The 18,281-nt window shown below is 70.9% G+C and carries 22 protein-coding genes; 13 read left to right on the forward strand and 9 right to left on the reverse strand.

Translation table 11 applies throughout. From position 1 onward, the window contains the following. Positions 1 to 99: 99 nt before the first annotated feature. Entirely contained in the window at positions 100 to 693 is a 594-nt protein-coding gene (locus AB0B68_RS21475; protein ID WP_357262062.1) for a CDP-alcohol phosphatidyltransferase family protein, read from the forward strand. After that, on the forward strand, positions 690 to 1,160 hold the full coding sequence (locus AB0B68_RS21480; protein WP_357205941.1) for a VTT domain-containing protein: 471 nt from the start codon (positions 690 to 692) through the stop codon (positions 1,158 to 1,160). The genes AB0B68_RS21475 and AB0B68_RS21480 overlap by 4 nt, the downstream gene beginning before the upstream one ends. Positions 1,161 to 1,173: 13 nt before the next feature. Here the strand turns inward: AB0B68_RS21480 and AB0B68_RS21485 are convergent, their stop codons facing one another. Further along, positions 1,174 to 1,827: a response regulator transcription factor gene (locus AB0B68_RS21485; protein ID WP_357262065.1), complete on the reverse strand. Its 654-nt coding sequence runs from the start codon at positions 1,825 to 1,827 to the stop codon at positions 1,174 to 1,176. Next, on the reverse strand, positions 1,824 to 2,924 hold the full coding sequence (locus tag AB0B68_RS21490; protein ID WP_357262068.1) for a histidine kinase: 1,101 nt from the start codon (positions 2,922 to 2,924) through the stop codon (positions 1,824 to 1,826). Before AB0B68_RS21490 ends, AB0B68_RS21485 begins: the two co-directional genes overlap by 4 nt. A 191-nt stretch (positions 2,925 to 3,115) precedes the next feature. Between AB0B68_RS21490 and AB0B68_RS21495 the strand changes: the two genes are divergently transcribed. Next, the gene (locus tag AB0B68_RS21495) at positions 3,116 to 3,517 is read left to right on the forward strand and encodes a DUF6069 family protein (RefSeq protein ID WP_357205948.1); all 402 of its coding nucleotides are present in this window, start codon (positions 3,116 to 3,118) and stop codon (positions 3,515 to 3,517) included. Beyond that, entirely contained in the window at positions 3,514 to 3,969 is a 456-nt protein-coding gene (locus tag AB0B68_RS21500; RefSeq protein ID WP_357205951.1) for a hypothetical protein, read from the forward strand. Before AB0B68_RS21495 ends, AB0B68_RS21500 begins: the two co-directional genes overlap by 4 nt. 16 nt (positions 3,970 to 3,985) lie before the next feature. On the opposite strand, the gene AB0B68_RS21505 is transcribed toward AB0B68_RS21500, so the two are convergent. Further along, a complete protein-coding gene (locus tag AB0B68_RS21505) occupies positions 3,986 to 4,828 on the reverse strand; it encodes a LysR family transcriptional regulator (protein WP_355006962.1) in 843 nt (280 codons plus the stop codon). Positions 4,829 to 4,900: 72 nt separating this feature from the next. On the opposite strand from AB0B68_RS21505, the gene AB0B68_RS21510 reads away from it, so the two are divergent. Beyond that, positions 4,901 to 6,112, forward strand: a complete 1,212-nt coding sequence (locus AB0B68_RS21510; protein ID WP_357262072.1) for an MFS transporter — start codon at positions 4,901 to 4,903, stop codon at positions 6,110 to 6,112. On the opposite strand, the gene AB0B68_RS21515 is transcribed toward AB0B68_RS21510, so the two are convergent. Together AB0B68_RS21515 and AB0B68_RS21520 are read right to left on the reverse strand one after the other, a co-directional pair. Next, positions 6,109 to 7,311, reverse strand: a complete 1,203-nt coding sequence (locus AB0B68_RS21515; RefSeq protein WP_357262075.1) for an MFS transporter — start codon at positions 7,309 to 7,311, stop codon at positions 6,109 to 6,111. The two genes, AB0B68_RS21510 and AB0B68_RS21515, sit on opposite strands and share 4 nt — an antisense overlap. Before the next feature lie 127 nt (positions 7,312 to 7,438). Further along, on the reverse strand, positions 7,439 to 8,308 hold the full coding sequence (locus AB0B68_RS21520) for a fructosamine kinase family protein (RefSeq protein ID WP_357262078.1): 870 nt from the start codon (positions 8,306 to 8,308) through the stop codon (positions 7,439 to 7,441). Between the two features lie 98 nt (positions 8,309 to 8,406). Between AB0B68_RS21520 and AB0B68_RS21525 the strand changes: the two genes are divergently transcribed. Next, positions 8,407 to 9,453, forward strand: coding sequence for a serine hydrolase (locus AB0B68_RS21525; protein ID WP_357262081.1), 1,047 nt, complete (start codon positions 8,407 to 8,409; stop codon positions 9,451 to 9,453). Between the two features lie 21 nt (positions 9,454 to 9,474). Here AB0B68_RS21525 and AB0B68_RS21530 read toward each other — a convergent pair whose 3' ends face one another. The 3 genes from AB0B68_RS21530 to AB0B68_RS21540 all read right to left on the reverse strand — a co-directional run bounded on the left by AB0B68_RS21530 (position 9,475) and on the right by AB0B68_RS21540 (position 12,030). Continuing rightward, positions 9,475 to 10,131 carry a hypothetical protein gene (locus AB0B68_RS21530; RefSeq protein ID WP_357262084.1) on the reverse strand — a complete coding sequence of 219 codons (657 nt, stop codon included), beginning with the start codon at positions 10,129 to 10,131 and terminating at the stop codon, positions 9,475 to 9,477. Next, positions 10,128 to 10,718 carry a DinB family protein gene (locus AB0B68_RS21535; RefSeq protein WP_355006956.1) on the reverse strand — a complete coding sequence of 197 codons (591 nt, stop codon included), beginning with the start codon at positions 10,716 to 10,718 and terminating at the stop codon, positions 10,128 to 10,130. The genes AB0B68_RS21530 and AB0B68_RS21535 overlap by 4 nt, the downstream gene beginning before the upstream one ends. Positions 10,719 to 10,809: 91 nt before the next feature. Continuing rightward, the gene (locus AB0B68_RS21540) at positions 10,810 to 12,030 is read right to left on the reverse strand and encodes a cellulose binding domain-containing protein (protein WP_357204436.1); all 1,221 of its coding nucleotides are present in this window, start codon (positions 12,028 to 12,030) and stop codon (positions 10,810 to 10,812) included. Positions 12,031 to 12,387: 357 nt separating this feature from the next. Between AB0B68_RS21540 and AB0B68_RS21545 the strand changes: the two genes are divergently transcribed. The 4 genes from AB0B68_RS21545 (at position 12,388) to AB0B68_RS21560 (ending at position 14,181) form a co-directional block, all read left to right on the forward strand. Next, positions 12,388 to 12,885, forward strand: coding sequence for a YcxB family protein (locus AB0B68_RS21545; protein ID WP_357262087.1), 498 nt, complete (start codon positions 12,388 to 12,390; stop codon positions 12,883 to 12,885). 119 nt (positions 12,886 to 13,004) lie between these two features. After that, entirely contained in the window at positions 13,005 to 13,379 is a 375-nt protein-coding gene (locus AB0B68_RS21550; RefSeq protein WP_357204432.1) for a cupin domain-containing protein, read from the forward strand. 65 nt (positions 13,380 to 13,444) lie between these two features. Next, complete coding sequence (locus tag AB0B68_RS21555) at positions 13,445 to 13,657, forward strand: hypothetical protein (RefSeq protein ID WP_357204430.1); 213 nt, start codon at positions 13,445 to 13,447, stop codon at positions 13,655 to 13,657. Positions 13,658 to 13,764: 107 nt separating this feature from the next. Next, positions 13,765 to 14,181, forward strand: a complete 417-nt coding sequence (locus AB0B68_RS21560) for a VOC family protein (protein WP_357262090.1) — start codon at positions 13,765 to 13,767, stop codon at positions 14,179 to 14,181. Between the two features lie 82 nt (positions 14,182 to 14,263). Here AB0B68_RS21560 and AB0B68_RS21565 read toward each other — a convergent pair whose 3' ends face one another. Further along, positions 14,264 to 15,718: an alkaline phosphatase PhoX gene (locus AB0B68_RS21565; protein WP_357204426.1), complete on the reverse strand. Its 1,455-nt coding sequence runs from the start codon at positions 15,716 to 15,718 to the stop codon at positions 14,264 to 14,266. A 179-nt stretch (positions 15,719 to 15,897) separates the two neighbouring features. Between AB0B68_RS21565 and AB0B68_RS21570 the strand changes: the two genes are divergently transcribed. From AB0B68_RS21570 to AB0B68_RS21580, 3 genes are read left to right on the forward strand one after another with little or no spacing between them, the layout of a single operon-like run. After that, positions 15,898 to 16,695 carry an ATP-binding cassette domain-containing protein gene (locus tag AB0B68_RS21570; protein WP_357262093.1) on the forward strand — a complete coding sequence of 266 codons (798 nt, stop codon included), beginning with the start codon at positions 15,898 to 15,900 and terminating at the stop codon, positions 16,693 to 16,695. Beyond that, on the forward strand, positions 16,692 to 17,453 hold the full coding sequence (locus tag AB0B68_RS21575) for an ABC transporter permease (protein ID WP_357262096.1): 762 nt from the start codon (positions 16,692 to 16,694) through the stop codon (positions 17,451 to 17,453). Before AB0B68_RS21570 ends, AB0B68_RS21575 begins: the two co-directional genes overlap by 4 nt. Before the next feature lie 46 nt (positions 17,454 to 17,499). Continuing rightward, complete coding sequence (locus AB0B68_RS21580; protein WP_357262098.1) at positions 17,500 to 18,279, forward strand: MerR family transcriptional regulator; 780 nt, start codon at positions 17,500 to 17,502, stop codon at positions 18,277 to 18,279. Positions 18,280 to 18,281 lie beyond the last annotated feature (2 nt).

Raw genomic sequence — 18,281 nt, forward strand, 5'->3', positions numbered from 1 at the left:
CCCGGGTACCGGATCGGCCGGCACCCCGGTACCGCCCTCGGAACCAGAACGGCACCGCGGCACGTTCCGCGAGAACGCTCGCCGGACGACTCTGCGGAGGTGACTCTCGTCGACTCCCGCGCTGCCATGACCGTCGGCCCGCTTCGTACGGTTCCCAACTACATCACCGCCGTTCGCACGGTCGCCGCTGTCGCCGTCGGGATCGTGGCCCTCGTCTCCGGGTCGGTGGCATTGATGGCGGTATCGTACGGTATCTACTGGCTCGGTGACGTGCTCGACGGCTGGGCTGCCCGCCGACTCGGCCAGGAGACCCGGGCGGGGGCCGTCTTCGACATCGTGAGCGACCGGGCGTGCACCGCCGTACTCTGCGTCGGCCTGGTGTCCCTCGTGCCGGACGTCGCGGTCGTGGCAGTGGTCTTCCTGCTCTCGTTCCTGGTGCTGGACACCATGCTGTCGCTGGCGTTCCTGTGCTGGCCGGTGCTCAGCCCCAACTACTTCCATGTGGTCGACCGACGGGTGTGGGCGTTGAACTGGTCGCCGCTGGCCAAGGTCGCCAACACCGCCGGCGTCATCGGGGCCATCGCGTTCGGGCAGTACCTGCTCGCGCTGGGCGTGGCCGTCGCCGTCGTGGCGGTCAAGCTGTGGTCGGTCGCCGCGGTGGTCCGGCTGCTCGAACGGGACGGCCGGGCATGAGCAGCCTCGTCGAGGCCGTGGTGGCGCTCGGCTACGGTGTCGCGTCGGCGCTCGTCCCGATCGTCAACGCCGAGGCCTACGCCGTGGTCGCCGGGCAGCGGGGCGGCCACGCTCTCGTCGCCGTGCTCGCCCTGGCACTCGGGCAGACCGCCGGCAAGCTGCTGCTGTTCGAGTCGGCGCGTCGTGGGTCGGGGCGGCTGGCCCTGAAGATCGCGAAGCGGGCGAAGTCAGGTCGCGCGGCGACTCGGGCCGCGCGGTGGACCGAGCCGATCCGACGCTGGCTCTCCCGCCGCCGCACGGCCCTGCCGACCGTGCTGGCCTCTGCCGCGGTCGGAGTTCCACCGCTGGCCGTCGTCAGCCTCGCCGCCGGCACCGCGGGCCTTCGACGCTGGGAGTTCGCCGTCGCCTGCCTCGCCGGGCGGGTGATCCGTTTCGCATTGCTCGTGCTGCCAGCGGTGCTGGCCTGACCCCGGCTCCCCGTCAGAGGAGCCGACCGTCGTGGGCGAGCAGGGCGATCTGGGTGCGGTTGTCGAGGTCCAGCTTGGTCAGGATGTGCGAGACGTGCGCCTTCACGGTCGTCACGCTCATCAGCAGCTCGCTGGCGATCTCGGCGTTGGAGCGCCCCTGCGCGATGGCCAGCACGACGTCGCGTTCCCGGGGCGTGAGCAGGGCCAACCGCTTGTGCGCCTGCTCGTAGGACTCGGCCCCCGACGCGACCCGCTGCATGAGGCGGCGCGTCACGCCCGGCGACAGCATCGGGTTGCCGGCCGCCACCGAGCGGACCGCCTGGCTGATCTGCTCGGGCGGGGTGTCCTTGAGCAGGAAGCCGCTCGCGCCCGCTCGAAGCGCCCGCAGCACGTGCTCGTCGGTGTCGAACGTGGTGAGCACGATGATCTCGGGTGGCCGATGGCGGCGGCGCAGGCGTTCGGTGGCGGTGATGCCGTTGACGCCGGGCATCCTGATGTCCATCAGCACCACGTCGGGCAGGTGCCGATCCACCGCCGTGATTGCCGTCGCGCCGTCGGCGGCCTCGCCCACCACGACGATCCCGTCGGCGCCGTCGAGCATCAGCGTGAGCATTCCCCGTACGAGAGGATCGTCGTCGACGATGACGACCCGGATCGGAGCCGTCACCTCGGCCACGGCAACCACGCGGTGAGGTGGAACCGACCTCCGGCGTCGACGTGGTGGGCGACCCGACCGCCGGCGAGCGCAGCCCGCTCGGCGAGGCCGATCAGACCGGTACCGGCGCTACCGGCGGCACCGCTGTCGGGCGTGGTCGGGTTGCTCACCGCGATGCTCAGCCCGGTGCCGGGCGCGCCGCCGAGCACCAGCCGGACCGGCTGACCGGCGGCGTGTTTGCGGGCGTTCGTCAGTGCCTCCTGCGCGATCCGGTACGCGGTGCGGCCAACCGTCGCTGGGATCTCGACCGGCGGGCCGAACGGGTCGTCGACCTCGATCTGTTGCCCGGCGGCCCGCGCCTCGTCGACCAGGCGCGGCAGGTCGGCGAGGGTCTGCCCGGGTGGCGCGTCGGTCGGCGACTCGGTGTCGTCGCTGCGCAGCAGGGTGATGACCTCGCGCAGCTCGTCGAGGGCGTGGTGTGCGGAGGCCCGGATCACCCCGGCGGCAGCGCTGAGCCGCTCCGGCGGCGCGTCCGGCCGGTACTCCATCGCGCCGGCAGCCGCCGCCAGCAGGGACAGCCGGTGGGCCAGCACGTCGTGCATCTCCCGCGCGATCCGGTTGCGCTCCGCCGCCCGCGCCTCGTCGACCCGTCGTTCCTGCTCCCGCTCGGCCCGTCGGGCCCGGTCCCGCAGCGCCGCCAGCAGGGCGTTGCGGGCCTGCGCCCAGGTGCCCCAGCCGAGCAGGGCCGCGTAGGCGATCGTCATCAGCACCAGCCGCCACCCGTACGGAAGGCTGGGCACCGGCCGCCAGAGCGCCTGCACCGCCTCGCCCGCCACGCCGACCGCCGCCACCGCCGCCGCTTGCCGAAACGGCCGGTTACGCGCGATGAACAGCACCGCGAAGCTGGCCACCGGCGTGGCCACCGGAGACAGCGCGACGAGCAGGCCGGCCAGCACGCCACCGACCTGCGGGCGGCGGACGACCACCGGGACGAGGGCCAGGGAGGCCACCGCCAGCGCGACGTCGAGGCCGACCAGGCCGGCGGAGCTGGAGCGGGTGGCGGACCACAGCATGGTCGCGACGAGGACGCCGATCGCCACGGTCGTCACGACCACCGGGACGGAACGCCACGTCCGCGGCGGCCTGACCTCGCACATCGCCGCATCCACATGGCGCACGCTACTGGGCTCGCGGCAGGCAGGACCACCTCCTTTGGTAGTACGCCTGGCCGCCAGCGGACGTACCCGCAGCGGCTTCTGGACCGACGCGTCCGGCCCCGCCAGGTCCACAGACTCAGGCCATGACAAACAACCTTCTCCTGGGACGGGCCGCGGTGACGGCCGGCGCGATCGTGGTGGCGGTGGTCGAGTTCGCGCTCCTGCGCTCGGCGGCCGGCGTCGACCTGGCGGTCAGGTCGGCGAACTCGACCCGACAGATCACGGTGGCAGCGGTCATCGTGGCCACCGCCGTCGCGGCATTGGCCGGCTGGGCGCTGCTCGCGGTGCTGGAACGCCGCACCAACCGCTCCCGCGTCTGGTGGACCTCGATCGCGGTCGCCGTCCTGCTGCTGTCACTCGTGCTCGGGCCGCCGAGTGGCGTCGGCGGGGGAGCGAAGGCGACCCTCGCGCTGCTGCACGTGAGCGTCGGCGTCATCCTCATCCTCGGCCTGCCCCGGTCGCGCCCGGGCACGGCGAGCCGATGACCACGCTGACCGTACGCAAACAGGACGGGGCCTTCGTCCTCGACTCCGGGGCGCGCGCTTCGCTGCGTACCGGCTGGACCTGGCGGTGCGGCGAGATCCGCACCGGCACGGGCCGCTGGACTGTCGCACCGACCGACCGCCGACGCATCGGGTTCACCGCCCGGGGCGAGCACGGCGTGCCGGTGCGGCTCGACCCGCGCCGGTCGCACGTGCCAGGGCCCGGCGGGGTGGCCCACTGGGCGCCCGGTCGCTGCGGCGGTGAACTGGTACGCGACGGGCACCGCCTCGCGGTGCGCCTCCCCGGTCGACGCGGCGGGCCGATCCGCGTCGACGTCACCGGTGAGTGGGCCGAACTGGAGCTGGTGGTGCTCACCGCCTGTTTCGCGCTGACGAGTCAGCGGCGGCGACGCTTCCTGATCATGATGGCGGTCGTCAGCGGGGCGAGTGGGTGACCGCTCAGGCGCGTGCTCAGACGAGGCGACGGAGCACTGTCTCCACGGCGTCGATCAGCGGATCACCATCGGTGCGGGGGTGCCGGGCGAGACCGAACTCGACGTCCGGCAGGACGGGCAGGGCATCGGTGTCCCGGCAGATCATGGCCGGTTCGAGGTTCGCGGGCATGAGCGCCGCCACGCCGAGCCCGGCCCGTACCGCGGCGAGCACCCCGACCAGGCTGTTGCTCTCGAAGGCCACCCGCCAACGCCGATCGGCACGCTCCAGGGCGTCCAGCACCGACGTACGCCAGGAGCACGGGTTGGAGAAGAGCACCACCGGCAGCGGGTCGGCGGCCACGTCCACACCCTGCCCGGTCGCCCAGACCAGCGGGGCGCGCACCGTCCAGCGCGGCGGTCCGGGAATGTCCGGTACGGCGTCGAGCACGAGTTGGACGCGTCCCGCGTCGTACGCCTCCCGCATGGCGGCGTTGGAGCAGCTGAGCACCTCCAGCGTCGCGCCGGGATGCAGCCGGGCGAGGTCGGCGAGGGCCTGCGGAAGGTGGGACGCGGCGAGGTCTTCGAGCAACCCGACGCCACAGTGGCCGGTGAGCGCCCGGCCGGTCTCGGCGAGTGCCTGTGCGGAGAGCGCGAGGATGCGTTCGGCGTACGGCAGGATCTCTTCGCCCGCACGGGTCGGTGAGACACCGGACGACGACCGGTGCAGCAGCGGTCGACCGACGACGGTTTCGAGCTTGCGCAGCTGTTGGCTGAGGCCGGGCTGGGTCTGCCCGAGCGCGGTCGCGGCACGGCTGATGCTGCCTTCCCGTACGGCGGCGACGAACGACCGCAGCAGGGCGGTCTCCAGGTCCCTTGCCATAAGGATTCATTATGCCAGCCTCAACAAGATGACGTCTTCTTATGGCGTGCGGGCGGGGCTAGCGTCAGACGGGTGACCAGTTACCGGCAGGTGCTCGCCGTGCCAGGGATGGCACCGCTGCTGGGCGTCTCACTGCTCGCCCGTACCGCGATAACCGCCGACGTGATGGCGCTGACTCTCTTCGTCGTCCTCGGCCTGGAACTGAGTTACGCGGCAGCGGGTGGGGTCGCGGCGGCGCTGACCGCCGGAGTGGCACTGGGCGGGCCGCTGCTCGGCCGCATGATCGATTCGCGGGGCCTGCGTCCCGTCCTACTGGTGACCGCCGGCGCGCAGGTCGTGTTCTGGCTGGGCGTGCCGGTCCTGCCGTACGGGTTCCTGCTGGTTGCCAGCTTCGGGGCGGGCCTGCTGATGGTGCCGGCCCAGGCGGTGAGCAGGCAGGCGATCGCCGCGATGACGACGTCGGAGCAGCGCCGGGCCGCGTTCGCGCTGGAAGCCGTGCAGGGCGAGCTGTCGTACATCGTGGGGCCGGCGGTGGTGATCCTGGGCGCGGCGACGGTGTCCCCCGACGTGGTGGCCTGGGGGGTCGGCGCCGCGATCCTGGCCGGCGGCGTCGGAATCGCCGTGCTCAACCCACCGATGCACGCCCGGGACGAGGCGGAGGCCGCCGCCGCGGAACGACCCCCACGGCGGCAGTGGTTGAGCGCGAGGATGGTCGCCGCGCTGACGATGGCGTTCGGGACGACGACGCTGCTCAGCGGCATCGATCTCGCCATCGTCGCCACGCTGCGGGAGGCGGGTCAGGTGTCCTGGGCCGCGGTGGTCGTCGTGGTGTTCGGCGTGTCATCGGTCATCGGCGGGCTGGTCTACGGCGCGCTGACCCGGCCGCTGCCCACCTGGCTGCTGCTCGCCCTGCTCGGGCTCGTGACGATTCCCGCCGGACTGGCCCACGACTGGCCCTGGCTGTGCGTGGCCGTCGTGGGAAGCGGCCTCCTCACCGCGCCGACCCTCGGCTCGGTGGCCGACGCGGTGAGCCGCCTGGCGCCGCCCGGCGCACGCGGCGAGGTGACGGGTCTGCAGTCGTCGGCGCAGAGCGCCGGTTTCGCGCTCGGATCCCCGCTCATCGGTGTGGCGATCGACTTCTCCGTGCCGGCGGCCGGTTTCGCGGCGGCCGGTCTGGCCGGCCTGGCCGCCGCGGGGACCGGATACCTGCTGTCCGGCCGATCACCCGCGCGACAACGTCGCCGGGCGATGCCGGGGACCACCGCAGGTCGGCCAGCGCTCTAGGTGTTCTGTCCATGGAGGTCGGAGACACGGCTGGCGGGTGTGGTGCGGTGGCGACGGGCGTCCACGGCGAGCAGCGTGAGCGCGGCCAGCGTCAGCAGTCCGCCGGCGAGCGCCAGCGGGCGTGCCCCCGAGGCGGGCAGGAGGGCACCGCCGAGCAGTGATCCGCCGGCGATGCCGGCGTTGAAGGCGACGCTGACCCCGGCCGACGCGATGTCGGTGCTGCCCGGGGCCAGGTGCAGCATCCGGTTCTGTACTGCGGAGCCGAACGCCGCGTACGCGAGGCCGATCCCGGCGAGAAGCGCGACCACGCCCGGCTTGAGCGCGCCGAGCGCGTGCAGTCCGAGCAGCGAGGCCGTACCGATGCCCAGCGGCGTCAGCAGCGAAGCGATCGGTCGGCTGTCCAGGGTCCGGGCCGCGACCAGGGTGCCGACGACGCCGGCCGCGCCGGAGACGAACAGCAACGGCGCCAGCACCGCGTCGGCGAAGCCGCTGACGTCGAGCAGGAACGGTGTCACGTAGGTCTGCAGGGTCATGAAGCCGCCGATGCCGAGGGCGGTGGCGGTCAGCAGGACGGCAAAGCGCCGGCCGTCCGGTGCGCTGCCCCGGGCGGCGCCGCCGGCGGCCGGGGGATAGGAGGGCAGAAGGAGCAGCACCGCGGCGGCGATCACCACCCCGATCCCGGCCAGCACCGCGAACGCCGCCCGCCAGCCGGCCTGCTGCCCGAGCCAGGTGCCGAGGGGTACGCCGAGCACCGGGGCGAGCGTCGCCCCGGTCGCGAACAGCGCCACCGCCCGACCGCGCACCGCGACCGGGAACGGCCCGATCACGGTCGCCGTGGCGACGGACCAGAACAGCGCCTGGGCGAGGGCGGTCACCAGGCGTGTGCCGGCCAGCACGGCGTACGTCGGCGCGAGCGCGGCGGCGGCGTTCGCGGCGGCGAAGAGGAGCATCGTGACGCCGAGCAGGTGCCGCCGGGGGACCCGCTGGGTCAGTCGGGTCAGCGGCACGGACGCCAGCACCACCACGATTGCGTACCCACTGACCAGCAGGCCCACCTGTGAGCGGGACCGGTCCAGATCGGGCGCGATGCGGGTCAGCAGACCGACGGGCAGCAGTTCGGTCGTGATGAACGCGAACGCGGCCAGGGAGAGCGTGACGAGCACGGCCCTGGCCCTTCGTGGCGACATCTCCGGTGCCATGATCCACCCCCCATTTCAGGGGGTCACCGTAATCGAGGGCCCGGCCCCGCTCCGCTCGCGGGTCTCGGCGGCCGGGCGAAATCGGCTGGCCGGGCCGGTCTCCGTGGTCGCCCGCCGGGCCCTTCGATCAGGATCGCGTCCGGAACGGGGCAAGGACGGCGCGGATCTGGTCGGCCGCGCCCCAGTCGTCGTCGAACTGGGCCAGCACGGCGAGGTGTTGTCGCAGCTGGATGACCGGCATCCGGGTCTCCCAGTCGGCGTCGAGCGAGGTCAGCTCCGCGTAGACGTCGAACATCCGTCGTGCCTCGGGCGGAGGTGAGGTGGACCACACGTGCGCGAGGTCGACCTCGGCCCACAGGTACGACACGGCCGGGTCGATCAGCGCAGGCTCTCCGTCCGTGGTGGCGAGGACGTTCTGTGCCCACAGGTCGCCGTGCGTCAGGCACGCCGGACGCTCCGGCAGCAGGTCGGGCAGCCGGTCGCAGAGCCGTTCCAGCGCCGACCGGTCCTCCGCGTCGAGCGCGGCCTCGACGCGGGGCTCGTCGAGCCAACGCAGCAGCCGGTGCTCGGCGAAGAAGGCGAAGCCGTCGTCGTTCCACGTGTTGACCTGACGGCGACGGCCCAGCCAGTTGTCGTGGTGCCAGCCGAAACGGGGATGGGTCGTGCTCAGGTGCAGGCGGGCGAGCAGGTGTGCGAACTGCTCCCAGAAGGCCCCGCTGCGCGGCCTCTCGCTCAACACCGACAACACCAGTACGTCCCGATCCGCCAGGATCACCTCGGGTGTCGCCACGCCGCCCAGGTCGCGCAGTGCGGTCAGCCCTTCGGCCTCGGCGACGAAGACGTCGTCGGCCGGCGGGTCGGCGAACGCCTTGACGAACACCGGCGGGGCATCCCGGCGGGTGGCGATGCCCGCGAGAGCCGCCAGCCCGCCGGTCACCGGCCGCACAGCGACGACCTCGCGCATACCGGCCAGGTGCAGACGTTCCAGCAGGGTCACGGGGACGCTCCTCATCTCCGGCGTACGAGGTCGCCCGATCCTATGTGGCTGGTCACGGATCGCCCGGCCGGCGGCCGGGGTGTTGGACACTGCTGGGCATGGGTGATGTGGCGGTGGATCAGCAACGGCTGGAGCGGACCCTCCAGGAGTTCGGCACCCGGTGGACCAGCGACGCCGTCGACATCGAGACCTACCTGGCCGCACAGGTCGCCGACGCGAGCCACCGTGAGGTCGTCGGCCCGCTGCGGGCCGCCAGTGGAGCCAGTGGTGTCGTCCGGGTCGGCGGTCGGGAGGTCGCGGCCTGGGGCGACCCGGACGTCCCGGAGATGGCGTTCAGCGTCACCAAGTCGGTCGTGTCGGTGGTGGCCGGCCTGGCCTTCGACGACGGGCTGCTGGTGCCGGACCAACCGGTGCACCAGGTCGTCGACGTATCCGAGTTCCGGGGACCGCACAACGAGCAGATCACCTGGCGTCATCTGCTGCAACAGTCGAGCCAGTGGGAGGGCGAGCTGTGGGGTAAGCCGACGAGCGTCGACGCGCAGAGCTTCCGCGAGCGGACCGAGGTGCACGGCACACCCCCGGGCCAGGGGTGGGCGTACAACGACGTACGGATGAACCTGCTCGCGTACGCGCTGACGCTGCTGTTGCGCAGGGCGCTGCCGGAGGTGCTGCGGGAGCGGGTCATGGACCCGGTGGGCGCCTCGGACCGGTGGTCGTGGCACGGGTACCGGACGAGCGTCGTCGATCTCGACGGTCGCCGGGTCGAGGTGGTCTCCGGCGGCGCGCACTGGGGTGGGGGACTGATCGTCCCGGCCCGGGACCTGGCTCTGATCGGGCAGCTCTTCCTGGACCGCGGGACCCATGCGGGGACCCGGCTGCTCAGCGCCGAATGGGTCGACCAGTCCTGGGCCCCGTGCCCGGTCAAACGGGAGTACGGCTATCTGTGGTGGCTCAACGATGAGCAGGTGCCCTGGCCCGGAGCCCCGTCCACCGGCCGCAGTGCCCGGGGCAACGGCGGACGGCACCTGCTGTGGGTCGACCCGGCCCGGGAGCTCGTCCTCGCCTCCCACTGGACCGAGGAACCGCTCGATCTGATCCGGGAAGTCTCTCGTACCGTCACGACGGCGCGGGTTGACGAGGGCTGAACTGCGTGAGGACCGTATCGGTCAGGGTCGGTTGTGGACGAACCAGGCGTCACCGGCCGGCAGGGCGACGGCCACCTCCCATCGGCTCAGTTCGAGGTTCGGAGCGAGGGCCTTGAGCTGACCGGCGGCAGCCCACACCTCGTCGCCGGTCTGCGTCACGAGCCGCACGTTGCCAAGCACCTCGGCGTGCAGGTCGGCGTCGGCGAGCAGCCGGTCGTACAGCGCCCGCTCCAGCACCGAGACTGGTGTCGGCAGCACCACGTCTGGCACCAGGTCGGTCAGGTCGACGCCGGTCGTACCCCGCGCGTAGAACCCGATCTCGTCCTCGTCGACCTGTTGGTCCTCGCTGTAGTGGCGGTAGGTCAGCCAGGGCTCGGAAGACGCCGCCGCCTCGACGAACGTGCGCAGCTGCGACTCCGACGGGCCCTGCTCGGGCTCGGACCGGATCGTCAGCGCGTCGTCGAAATCGTCGGTGACCATGACGGGCCGGCGTCCGATGACCGGGACCAGCGCCTCAGCAGCCTGCCAGACCTCGTGCAGACGGTCGGAGTCGACGTCGGCGACGAGGATGGTGCCCGACGGGCCGTGCCCGATCGGCAGGCCGGCCAGGGGTGTGCCCCGGAAGGCCGCTTCGATCTGGTTGAGGTCGTCTCGCAGGCCGGCAGCTTTGCCGATCACCCGAACTGGTCGGCAAGCTTCGTCAGCTTGCTGACATACGCCGGCCAGTCGTAGTCGTCGGGGATGTTGCTGTTGTTCCGCCCGAGGCCGACCACCGTGTCGTGCTGTTCGCGCATGATGTCGGCGTGCCCGGCGTGGCGGGCGAGGTCGCAGGTCACGTGGATGATGATCCGCTGTAGCGTCACGTCCTGCCGACCTGGCTGCCACCACGGCACCTGCCCCGGCGCGTCGAGCGGCAGCTGCTCGATCGTCTGGTCGGCGAACGCCCCGACCCGGCGGTACAGGTCGATCAGCCCGTCCTTCGTCTCGTCCTCACGGGCGTACCAGTCGGCCTGCGGGTCCTCGTCGAACGCCGCCAGCGGGACCAGCTCGTCGGGCGTCGGGAACTCGCGGCCGAAGGTGGGCCCGAAGTAGCCGGCCTCGACGTTGAGGCAGTGCTTGGCCACGCCCAGCAGGTTGTTTCCGGTCGCCGTGCGGGGCAGCCTGACCTCCCGTTCGCTGAGCCCGTCGAGCTTCCAGATGAGGTCTTCGCGGTTGCCCCGGAGGTAGTGGTGCAGGGCGGCCTTCGCATCGCTCAGATCAGCCATGCGCGCCAGTCTTCCCTATCCGCTGAGCCTCGGCGGGCCGGTGCCGGTGCACCGGCACCGGCCCGCCGAACGACTCGACGTGGCCGGGGCGTCAGCTTCCGGCGCAACTCGCTGTGGTTCCGCTGCCGCTGCCGGTGCCCTGGAAGCCGAAACTGGTGGCCTGACCTGCGGCCAGTCGCCCGTTGTAGCTCTGGTTGGCGACCGTGATGGTTCCGCTGGTGCCGCTGCTGACCCCGTTCCAGAGCGAGCTGACCGACGCGCCGCTCGGCAGGGTGAGTGTGACCCGCCAGCCGGTCAGTGGGGCGTTCCCCGCGGTGACGCTGACGTTGGCGACGAAGCCGCCGTTCCACTGGTCCTGGACAGCGAAGACAGCGGTGCAGCCAGGCGTGCCGGTCGGCGGCGGCGTGGTGGGCGGCGGCGTGGTGGGCGGCGGCGTGGTGGGCGGCGGCGTGGTGGGCGGCGTGCCGTCGTCGAGCGTCAGGTTCTTCTGCTGGACGCTCCACTGAGTGCCGCACAGACCGCAGTCGGCGCCGACGAAGGTGCGGCCGGCGGTGGTGTCACCCTTCAGGCGCCACTTGAAGTAGAGGGTCGCCACCCGGCCGAACTCCCCGCCGTTGGCCTGGTCGTAGGTGCCGCCGTGCCCGACGTTCAGGTTGCCCATGAAGGCGGGCAGGCCGGCGGGCAGCTTGCCCCAGTCGTCCATGGCGTTCGGGTAGGCGATGTCGCTGGGCCCGCCGACGAAGTAGGCGATCGGCTTGGTCAGTCTCCTGAGCTGGTAGTCGTCGGCGTCGTTGAGCAGACCACTGCTGAAGATGCCGGTCGTGGTGACACGCGGGTCGTTCGAGACGGCGTACGCCTCCACGCCTCCGCAGGAGAAGCCCGCGACGGCGACCTTGCTCGTGTCGATCTTGTTGTAGTACTTGCTGCCCTGCCGGGAATTCTCCGTGACCGCCCAGTCGATGGACTGGGTGAGCATCTGGGAGTTGGTGGAGCCGGATCCGTTCGGGGCTCCGTTGGCGATGGCGAGGAAGCCGTGGGAGGCGATCTCGCGGAGAAAGTTGCCCTGGGAGAGCCCGTTGGCCGAGCAGCCGCCGTTGCCCCACACGACGATGGGCAGGCGTTCGGAGGGGAGGGTCTGCGGCCGGAAGATGGTGTGGTTGGCCAGGGTGGCCGAGGTTTCGTAGTCGGCGGGGTAGGGGCCGGAACCGCCGATGGCGGCGGACGCCGGTGTCCCGCCGAGCGCCATGATCACCGAGGTGACCGGGACGATGGCGGCCGCCAGCCCCGCGTAGATCTTTGCTCGCCTTCTCATTGAGTCCTCCAGGAACAGTCACGGTGGCGCTCCCTGCGGCGGCGGGTGTGTCACTCGCGCCCCGACGAGAGGTGGTCAGCGCTGGCCACGGGTCTGGTCGACGTGTGCGCGTCGCGGCCCGCGTGGCAGCCGTGCCCCCGGTCGCCACTGCCCGCTCATTCAGCGCCGGCGACCGCCCGGCCGCGGTCCCTACAGGCGCTCCGATGGGAGCTGTATGCAGTTACTATCACTGTCGCAGTGAAAGGTGTCAATTTCTGGTTGACTCTGATCAGACTGCCGCACCCGGATGGCCGAGGCTTGTCAGGTGAGGCGGGGCAAGGCGCTTTCCCGGGCGGGCGGAGGCACTATCGTTCTGGCGTGCAGATCCGTTTCGACGTCCCCGCCGATCCCGCCTACCCGAGCCGGGTGGCCGCGGCGCTCGGCAACGTCCGGCTACGCAGATTCGGCTACATCGGGGCGGTCCTGACGGCGGTCGGGGTCATCGGTCTCGTCGCCTCGCGAGGGCTCGGGTGGGGCGAGCGGAGTTCACCGCTGTGGACCGCGCTGGTCGTGGGCGGCGTGCTGTCGATGCTGTACCGGCCGTGGGTGCTGGCCCGCGCCCGCCGCCGTTCCGGTAACTACGCCGTCGAGGGCGCCTACGACATCACCGAAGACAACATCATGATGCGCAGCGGCTCGGAGTCCGGCGGCATCGCCTGGGACGGGGTCGCCCAGGTGCGCGAGGCCGGAGATTTCTGGGTCGTGTACGTCGGCCGAATGCCGGCGACCGTGATCCCCCGCTGGCTGATGTCCCCCGAGGATGCCGACACGTTGCGCGCGTACATGTCCGAACGAGGGCTGCTGCCCCGTCGGTGAACTCGGCTGCCGCCCCGTGTCGGCATCCCCGCCCCTGATCGCCCGCGGCTACCTATTCTCGACTGGGATGCACCAGTTCGAGTAATGGCCGTCGGTCCGGCGGCTCACAGGAGGCCGTCATGAGCACCAAGGACCGACCTGCGGGGATCAGCCCCACAGCGGTGGAGTCAGCACCAGGGCTGTGGCGGATCGATCTGCAACGGCACGACCTCAGCATCCCGGGGCGTGAGGTCATTCAGACTCGGGTGGAGTTCACGCCGGATTCGCCCCCGTTCAAGCATTTCCACCCCGGCGAGGAGATCATCTGCGTTCTGCAGGGAACGCTCGAATACCGGCTGGACGGGCAGCCACCCATGGTGTGCAATCCCGGCGACGCGCTCACGGTCCCGTACGGTGTGCACCACGAGGCCCGTAACGTTGGCGACGGTATCGCTGTCGAACTGGCCACGTACGTCGTCGAGAAGGGGAAACCACTTCTCACCAAGGTGGAGTGAGCACCCACGGCCGGTCATCGATCACCGCCGTTTGCGCGATCGGCGCGCTGGGCAGAAGGCACACCATGACGAGTGAACGGGTGAAGTCTGTCGGTCGTTACACGATGCGGATCCTCGGCGTACTGGCGATCGTCGTGGGCGTGCTGGGGGTCGTCTCCAGCCTGACCCAGAGCAACCTCGTCGGGGTGATCCTCGGCGTCATCTTCGTCGCCGGCGGAGCGGTCCTGGTCAAGCGCTCTGGCGCGGCGGCGACACCGAGGACGCACACCACGCACTGACGCCTGCGGGGTTCATGGTCGCCGTGGTCGTCGCCCCGGGTGTGGTGCGCCCCCCTGGCCCTGGGGTGAGACGACAGCGGCGGCAGCGCGACTCATAAGGTGAGCGGATGTCGGTCAAGCAGGTACAAGTGACATTCGACTGCGCCGAGCCGGTGCGCGTCGGCCTCTTCTGGTGTGAGGTGCTGGGGTACGTCCCGCCACCGGCCCCGGAAGGGTTCGCCTCCTGGGAGGATGTCAATTCCGAGCAGGGTTCGTGGCTCGCGTGCAGTGACCCGTCCGGGGTGGGCCCGCGCCTGTACTTCCAGCGGGTGCCCGAGGGCAAGGTCGTCAAGAACCGGGTGCACCTCGACGTGCGGGTCGGCACCGGGCTGGTGGGCGAGGAGCGCCTGGCCGCCCTCGAGGCCGAATGCGCGCGGCTGATCCCGCTCGGCGCGGTACGCGGGCAGTTGTTGCTCGCCGACGGCGAGAACGAGTCGTGCCTCAACATGCAGGACGTCGAGGGCAACGAGTTCTGCCTCGACTAGTGCCGCCCGCCGCGCGTCTCCTGAGCGCGGCCGAGCCTGCTGGGGGCCGGGCGGTTCGCCCGGCCCCCACATTCGGGCTCGCTCAGCCCAGGTACTTCTCCCAAGGGCCGGTGATGGCCAGGGTGAGGCCCGGGTCCTGCATGTTGACGAAGAGCACCTTGCCGTCCGCGCTGAAGGTCGGCCCGCAGAACTCCGAGTCGTTGAGCTGGTTACGGGCGATCGCGTACGTGGGCCCGCCCGGGATCGTGCTGAGCACGTGCGAGGCACCGGACCCGTCCTCGGCGAGCACGAGGCTTCCCCACGGGGTGACCGTCACGTTGTCCGGGCCGTCGAAGGTGATGTCGGTGTACCTGACCGGCGTGCCCTCCTCGGACTGGGTCTGGTGCGGGAAGTACGTCACGAGCTGGATGGTCTGGTCCTTGAAGTTGTAGAACCAGACCATGCCGTCGTGCGGAGCCGCGTCCGCCGGCAGGTCACCCTCGTCCCAGGCGTACGAGTTGACCACGTACACGCCCTCGTCGGTGGCCCACACGCCCTCGAACTTGCGTCCGCGGGTGACCTGGCCGTCGGCGAACTGCTCGCGTACCGACCTGGTGCGCGCGTCGCGGTCCGGCACCTCGATCCAGCGGACCGGGAAGGGGCGGCCCAGCTGGGCGGAGGTCAGGTAGGCGACGTCCGGCAGCACCGAACCGTCGTCCATGATGATCTGCATCGCGGCGAGGACGCCGGCGTTCGGTGCGAGGCGGGTGAGCACGCCCGGGCCCAGCTTGACGCCGTGCGGCGCCGTCCAGCGGTAGAAGAGGCCGTTGGGCTCGTCGGCGTCCTCGGAGAGGTAGACCCGGGTGCGGTCCTTGTCGACGGCCACTGCCTCGTGGGAGTAGCGGCCCAGGCACTTGATCGGCTTCGGGTCGGCGCTGCCGTCGGCCCACACCTCGAAGACGTAGCCGTGGTCCTTCTGGTAGACGCCGGACCGGCTGCCCTCTTCCCACGCGTCGCCGGCGCGGTCCTCGGCCTCCTCGCAGGTCAGCCAGGTGCCCCAGGGGGTCGGCCCGCCGGCGCAGTTGGAGATGGTGCCGGAGAGCGCCACGAACTCGCCCAGGTTGCGGCCCGCGAGGTCCGTCTTGATCACGGTGCAACCGCCGGCGTCGACGGCGCCCGCGTCGTAGACAGTGCCCTTGACGTGCGGCACGCCGAACTCGGCGCCCGGGTCGATCTCGTGGTTCTGGATCAGGGTGTACCGGCCGTGGCCGCCGTCGTAGACGGCCATGCCGTCGTGGTCCGACGGGGTGGTGCCCTGGCCGCGGTCGAGCCGGGTGACACCGGTCCGGGTGACCACTGTGTAACGGAAGCCCTTGGGCAGGGCCAGAATTCCCTTGGGATCGTCCACGAGCGGCGGGAAGGGCACAGTGCCGGGCTTCACCGGCGGGTGCGGCCGGGCCGGGCTGGCCTGGGCCAGGGACGGCAGGCCGCCCGCGACGGCAATGCCGACGCCGGCGGCGGCGCCACTGGCGAGGAAGGTACGACGAGACGAAGGCACGTGGATCAACTCCTGGTCCAGACAAGTGCGACGACTGGCAGCCAACTCCTTCGGGTGGACAGCGACACGTCACCAATGGGATCGGGTGGTGACATCGGAGTTAAGAGTCAGGGTCGCGCACGCGTCGCCGGGCCATCGGGCTTGACCTTGACGCTGCGTCAACCCTCCATGCTGCCGCCATGAGCAATTCGCACACAACAGCTCAGACCGAGCAGGCCGCGATCCACGTGCTTGGTCTGGAGAAGTCGTTCAAGCAGCTCAAAGTGCTGTGTGGCGTCGACATCGACGTCGCGCGGGGCAGCATCTTCGCCCTGCTCGGCTCGAACGGTGCCGGCAAGACCACGGTCGTGAGGATCCTGGCCACGCTCCTGCGGGCCGACGGCGGGACGGCCCGGGTCGCCGGCTTCGACGTGGCGACCCAGGCTGCCGAGGTACGGCAGTCGGTCAGTCTCACCGGGCAGTTCGCGGCGGTCGACGAGATCCTCACCGGGCGGGAGAACCTGATCCTGGTCGCCCGACTGCGCCACCTCAAGGAGCCCGGTTCGATCGCGGACGACCTGCTGAGGCGCTTCTCGCTGACCGAAGCGGGCACCCGGCGGGTACGGACCTACTCCGGCGGTATGCGTCGCCGCCTCGACATCGCGATGAGCCTGATCGGGAGCCCGCCGGTCATCTTCCTCGACGAGCCGACGACCGGGCTGGACCCGGAGGCGCGCATCGAGGTGTGGCAGGCCGTGAAGGAACTCGCCAGTGGCGGCACGACGGTGCTGCTCACCACCCAGTACCTCGACGAGGCCGAACAACTCGCCGACCGGATCGGGATCCTCCACGAGGGACGGATCATCGTGAACGGCACCCTCGACGAGCTCAAGCAGCTCCTGCCACCCGCCGAGATCGAGTACGTCGAGAAGCAGCCGACCCTCGAGGACGTCTTCCTCACCCTCGTTGGCGCCAAGACCGAGAAGGAACAACGATGAACAGGCACTTCCTCGGCGACACCACGGTTCTGTTGGGACGCTCACTGCGTCACATCGCCCGCAGCCCGGACACCATCATCACCACCGCCGTCATGCCGATCGCCTTCATGTTGCTGTTCGTCTACGTCTTCGGCGGCGCGATCGAGACCGGCTCCGACTCGTACGTGAACTATCTGCTCCCCGGCATCCTGCTCATCACCGTCGCCTCGGGCATCTCGTACACCGCCTTCCGGCTCTTCCTGGACATGCAGGGCGGCATCTTCGAACGGTTCCAGTCGATGCCGATCGCACGATCCGCGGTGCTCTGGGCGCACGTGTTGACCTCACTGGTCGCCAACCTGATCTCGTTGGTCGTCGTCGTCCTCGTCGCCCTGCTCATGGGCTTCCGCACCGGGACGAGCGTGCTGGGGTGGCTCGCCGTGGCCGGCATCCTGGTGCTGTTCACCTTGGCGCTGACCTGGATCGCCATCATTCCCGGCCTGACCGCCCAGTCGGTGGACGGCGCGAGCGCCTTCTCGTACCCCCTGGTCTTTTTGCCGTTCGTCAGCTCGGCCTTCGTGCCCACCGCGTCGATGCCCGGCCCGGTGCGCGCCTTCGCGGAGCACCAGCCGGTGACCGCCATCGTCAACGCGATCCGCGACCTCTTCGCGCAGAAGCCTGTCGGATCGGGCATCTGGACCGCCCTCGTCTGGTGCGTCGGCATCCTCGTGGTGGCCTACCTCTTCGCCAACCTGACCTACCGTCGCAAGATCTCCTGAGCGCGATTCGAGGGGGGCCGAGCGACTCGAGGGGCAGGATCAGGAGATGCTGACGATCAGTCAACTCGCGGCGTACGCCGGCGTCACGGTGCGGGCGGTACGGCACTACCACCAGATCGGCCTGCTGCCGGAGCCCGAGCGGGACGCCTCGGGCTACCGGCGGTACAGCGCAGGGGCGGTGGTGTCCCTCATCCGGATCCGAATTCTCGCCAACGCCGGCGTGCCGCTGTCCCAGATCGGTCAGATGCTGGAGGCCGACCCGTCGACCTTCGCGGCCGCGGTCGAGGAGATCGACAGGCAACTGGGCGACGAGATCGCACGACTGGAGACCAGCCGGAGGCAGATCGCGCAACTCGCCGCCGGGGATCGTCTGGCGCTCGCGCCGGAGGTGACCGCCTACCTCGACCGGCTCCGGGACATTGGCGTCTCCGAGCGGGTGGTGGCGGGTGAGCGGGACAGCTGGATCCTGATGTCGGCCCGCTGGCCCGATCGGGTCCGCGAATGGATGCCCAGCAAGATCGCGCAGCTCGACGACCCGCAACTCATTCGGCTCTATCGGATCCTGTCGGAGATCTTCGACAGCGACACCAGCGACGACGCGTCTCTGGTGGAGGCCGCCGACATCCTGGCGAGCCTCGCCGAGCAGGCATACCGCTCCGGTGAGATCGACCTCGGTGAGGTGGCGAAGGACGACCTGCCGTTCGACCTTCTGGACGCGCTGGCCGTCGAGGCGGACCCGCGGGTGAAGCGACTACTGAGTCTGATGCGCGAGCGCGGCTGGGATGGTCTGGCGCGGCTGGAGCGGCTGGCAGAGCCGTCCACCTGATC

The sequence above is a fragment of the Micromonospora sp. NPDC049049 genome (genome assembly GCF_040649115.1).
Taxonomy (GTDB): Bacteria; Actinomycetota; Actinomycetes; order Mycobacteriales; family Micromonosporaceae; genus Micromonospora.

What these genes read in the sequence shown, in the direction of transcription:
- AB0B68_RS21540 (WP_357204436.1), bottom strand. Translation starts at nt 12,030, where the DNA reads ATGAGAAGGCGAGCAAAGATCTACGCGGGGCTGGCGGCCGCCATCGTC.
- AB0B68_RS21560 (WP_357262090.1), top strand. Translation starts at nt 13,765, where the DNA reads ATGTCGGTCAAGCAGGTACAAGTGACATTCGACTGCGCCGAGCCGGTG.
- AB0B68_RS21525 (WP_357262081.1), top strand. Translation starts at nt 8,407, where the DNA reads ATGGGTGATGTGGCGGTGGATCAGCAACGGCTGGAGCGGACCCTCCAG.
- AB0B68_RS21535 (WP_355006956.1), bottom strand. Translation starts at nt 10,718, where the DNA reads ATGGCTGATCTGAGCGATGCGAAGGCCGCCCTGCACCACTACCTCCGG.
- AB0B68_RS21480 (WP_357205941.1), top strand. Translation starts at nt 690, where the DNA reads ATGAGCAGCCTCGTCGAGGCCGTGGTGGCGCTCGGCTACGGTGTCGCG.
- AB0B68_RS21550 (WP_357204432.1), top strand. Translation starts at nt 13,005, where the DNA reads ATGAGCACCAAGGACCGACCTGCGGGGATCAGCCCCACAGCGGTGGAG.
- AB0B68_RS21580 (WP_357262098.1), top strand. Translation starts at nt 17,500, where the DNA reads ATGCTGACGATCAGTCAACTCGCGGCGTACGCCGGCGTCACGGTGCGG.
- AB0B68_RS21495 (WP_357205948.1), top strand. Translation starts at nt 3,116, where the DNA reads ATGACAAACAACCTTCTCCTGGGACGGGCCGCGGTGACGGCCGGCGCG.
- AB0B68_RS21555 (WP_357204430.1), top strand. Translation starts at nt 13,445, where the DNA reads ATGACGAGTGAACGGGTGAAGTCTGTCGGTCGTTACACGATGCGGATC.
- AB0B68_RS21515 (WP_357262075.1), bottom strand. Translation starts at nt 7,311, where the DNA reads ATGGCACCGGAGATGTCGCCACGAAGGGCCAGGGCCGTGCTCGTCACG.
- AB0B68_RS21505 (WP_355006962.1), bottom strand. Translation starts at nt 4,828, where the DNA reads ATGGCAAGGGACCTGGAGACCGCCCTGCTGCGGTCGTTCGTCGCCGCC.
- AB0B68_RS21570 (WP_357262093.1), top strand. Translation starts at nt 15,898, where the DNA reads ATGAGCAATTCGCACACAACAGCTCAGACCGAGCAGGCCGCGATCCAC.
- AB0B68_RS21500 (WP_357205951.1), top strand. Translation starts at nt 3,514, where the DNA reads ATGACCACGCTGACCGTACGCAAACAGGACGGGGCCTTCGTCCTCGAC.
- AB0B68_RS21575 (WP_357262096.1), top strand. Translation starts at nt 16,692, where the DNA reads ATGAACAGGCACTTCCTCGGCGACACCACGGTTCTGTTGGGACGCTCA.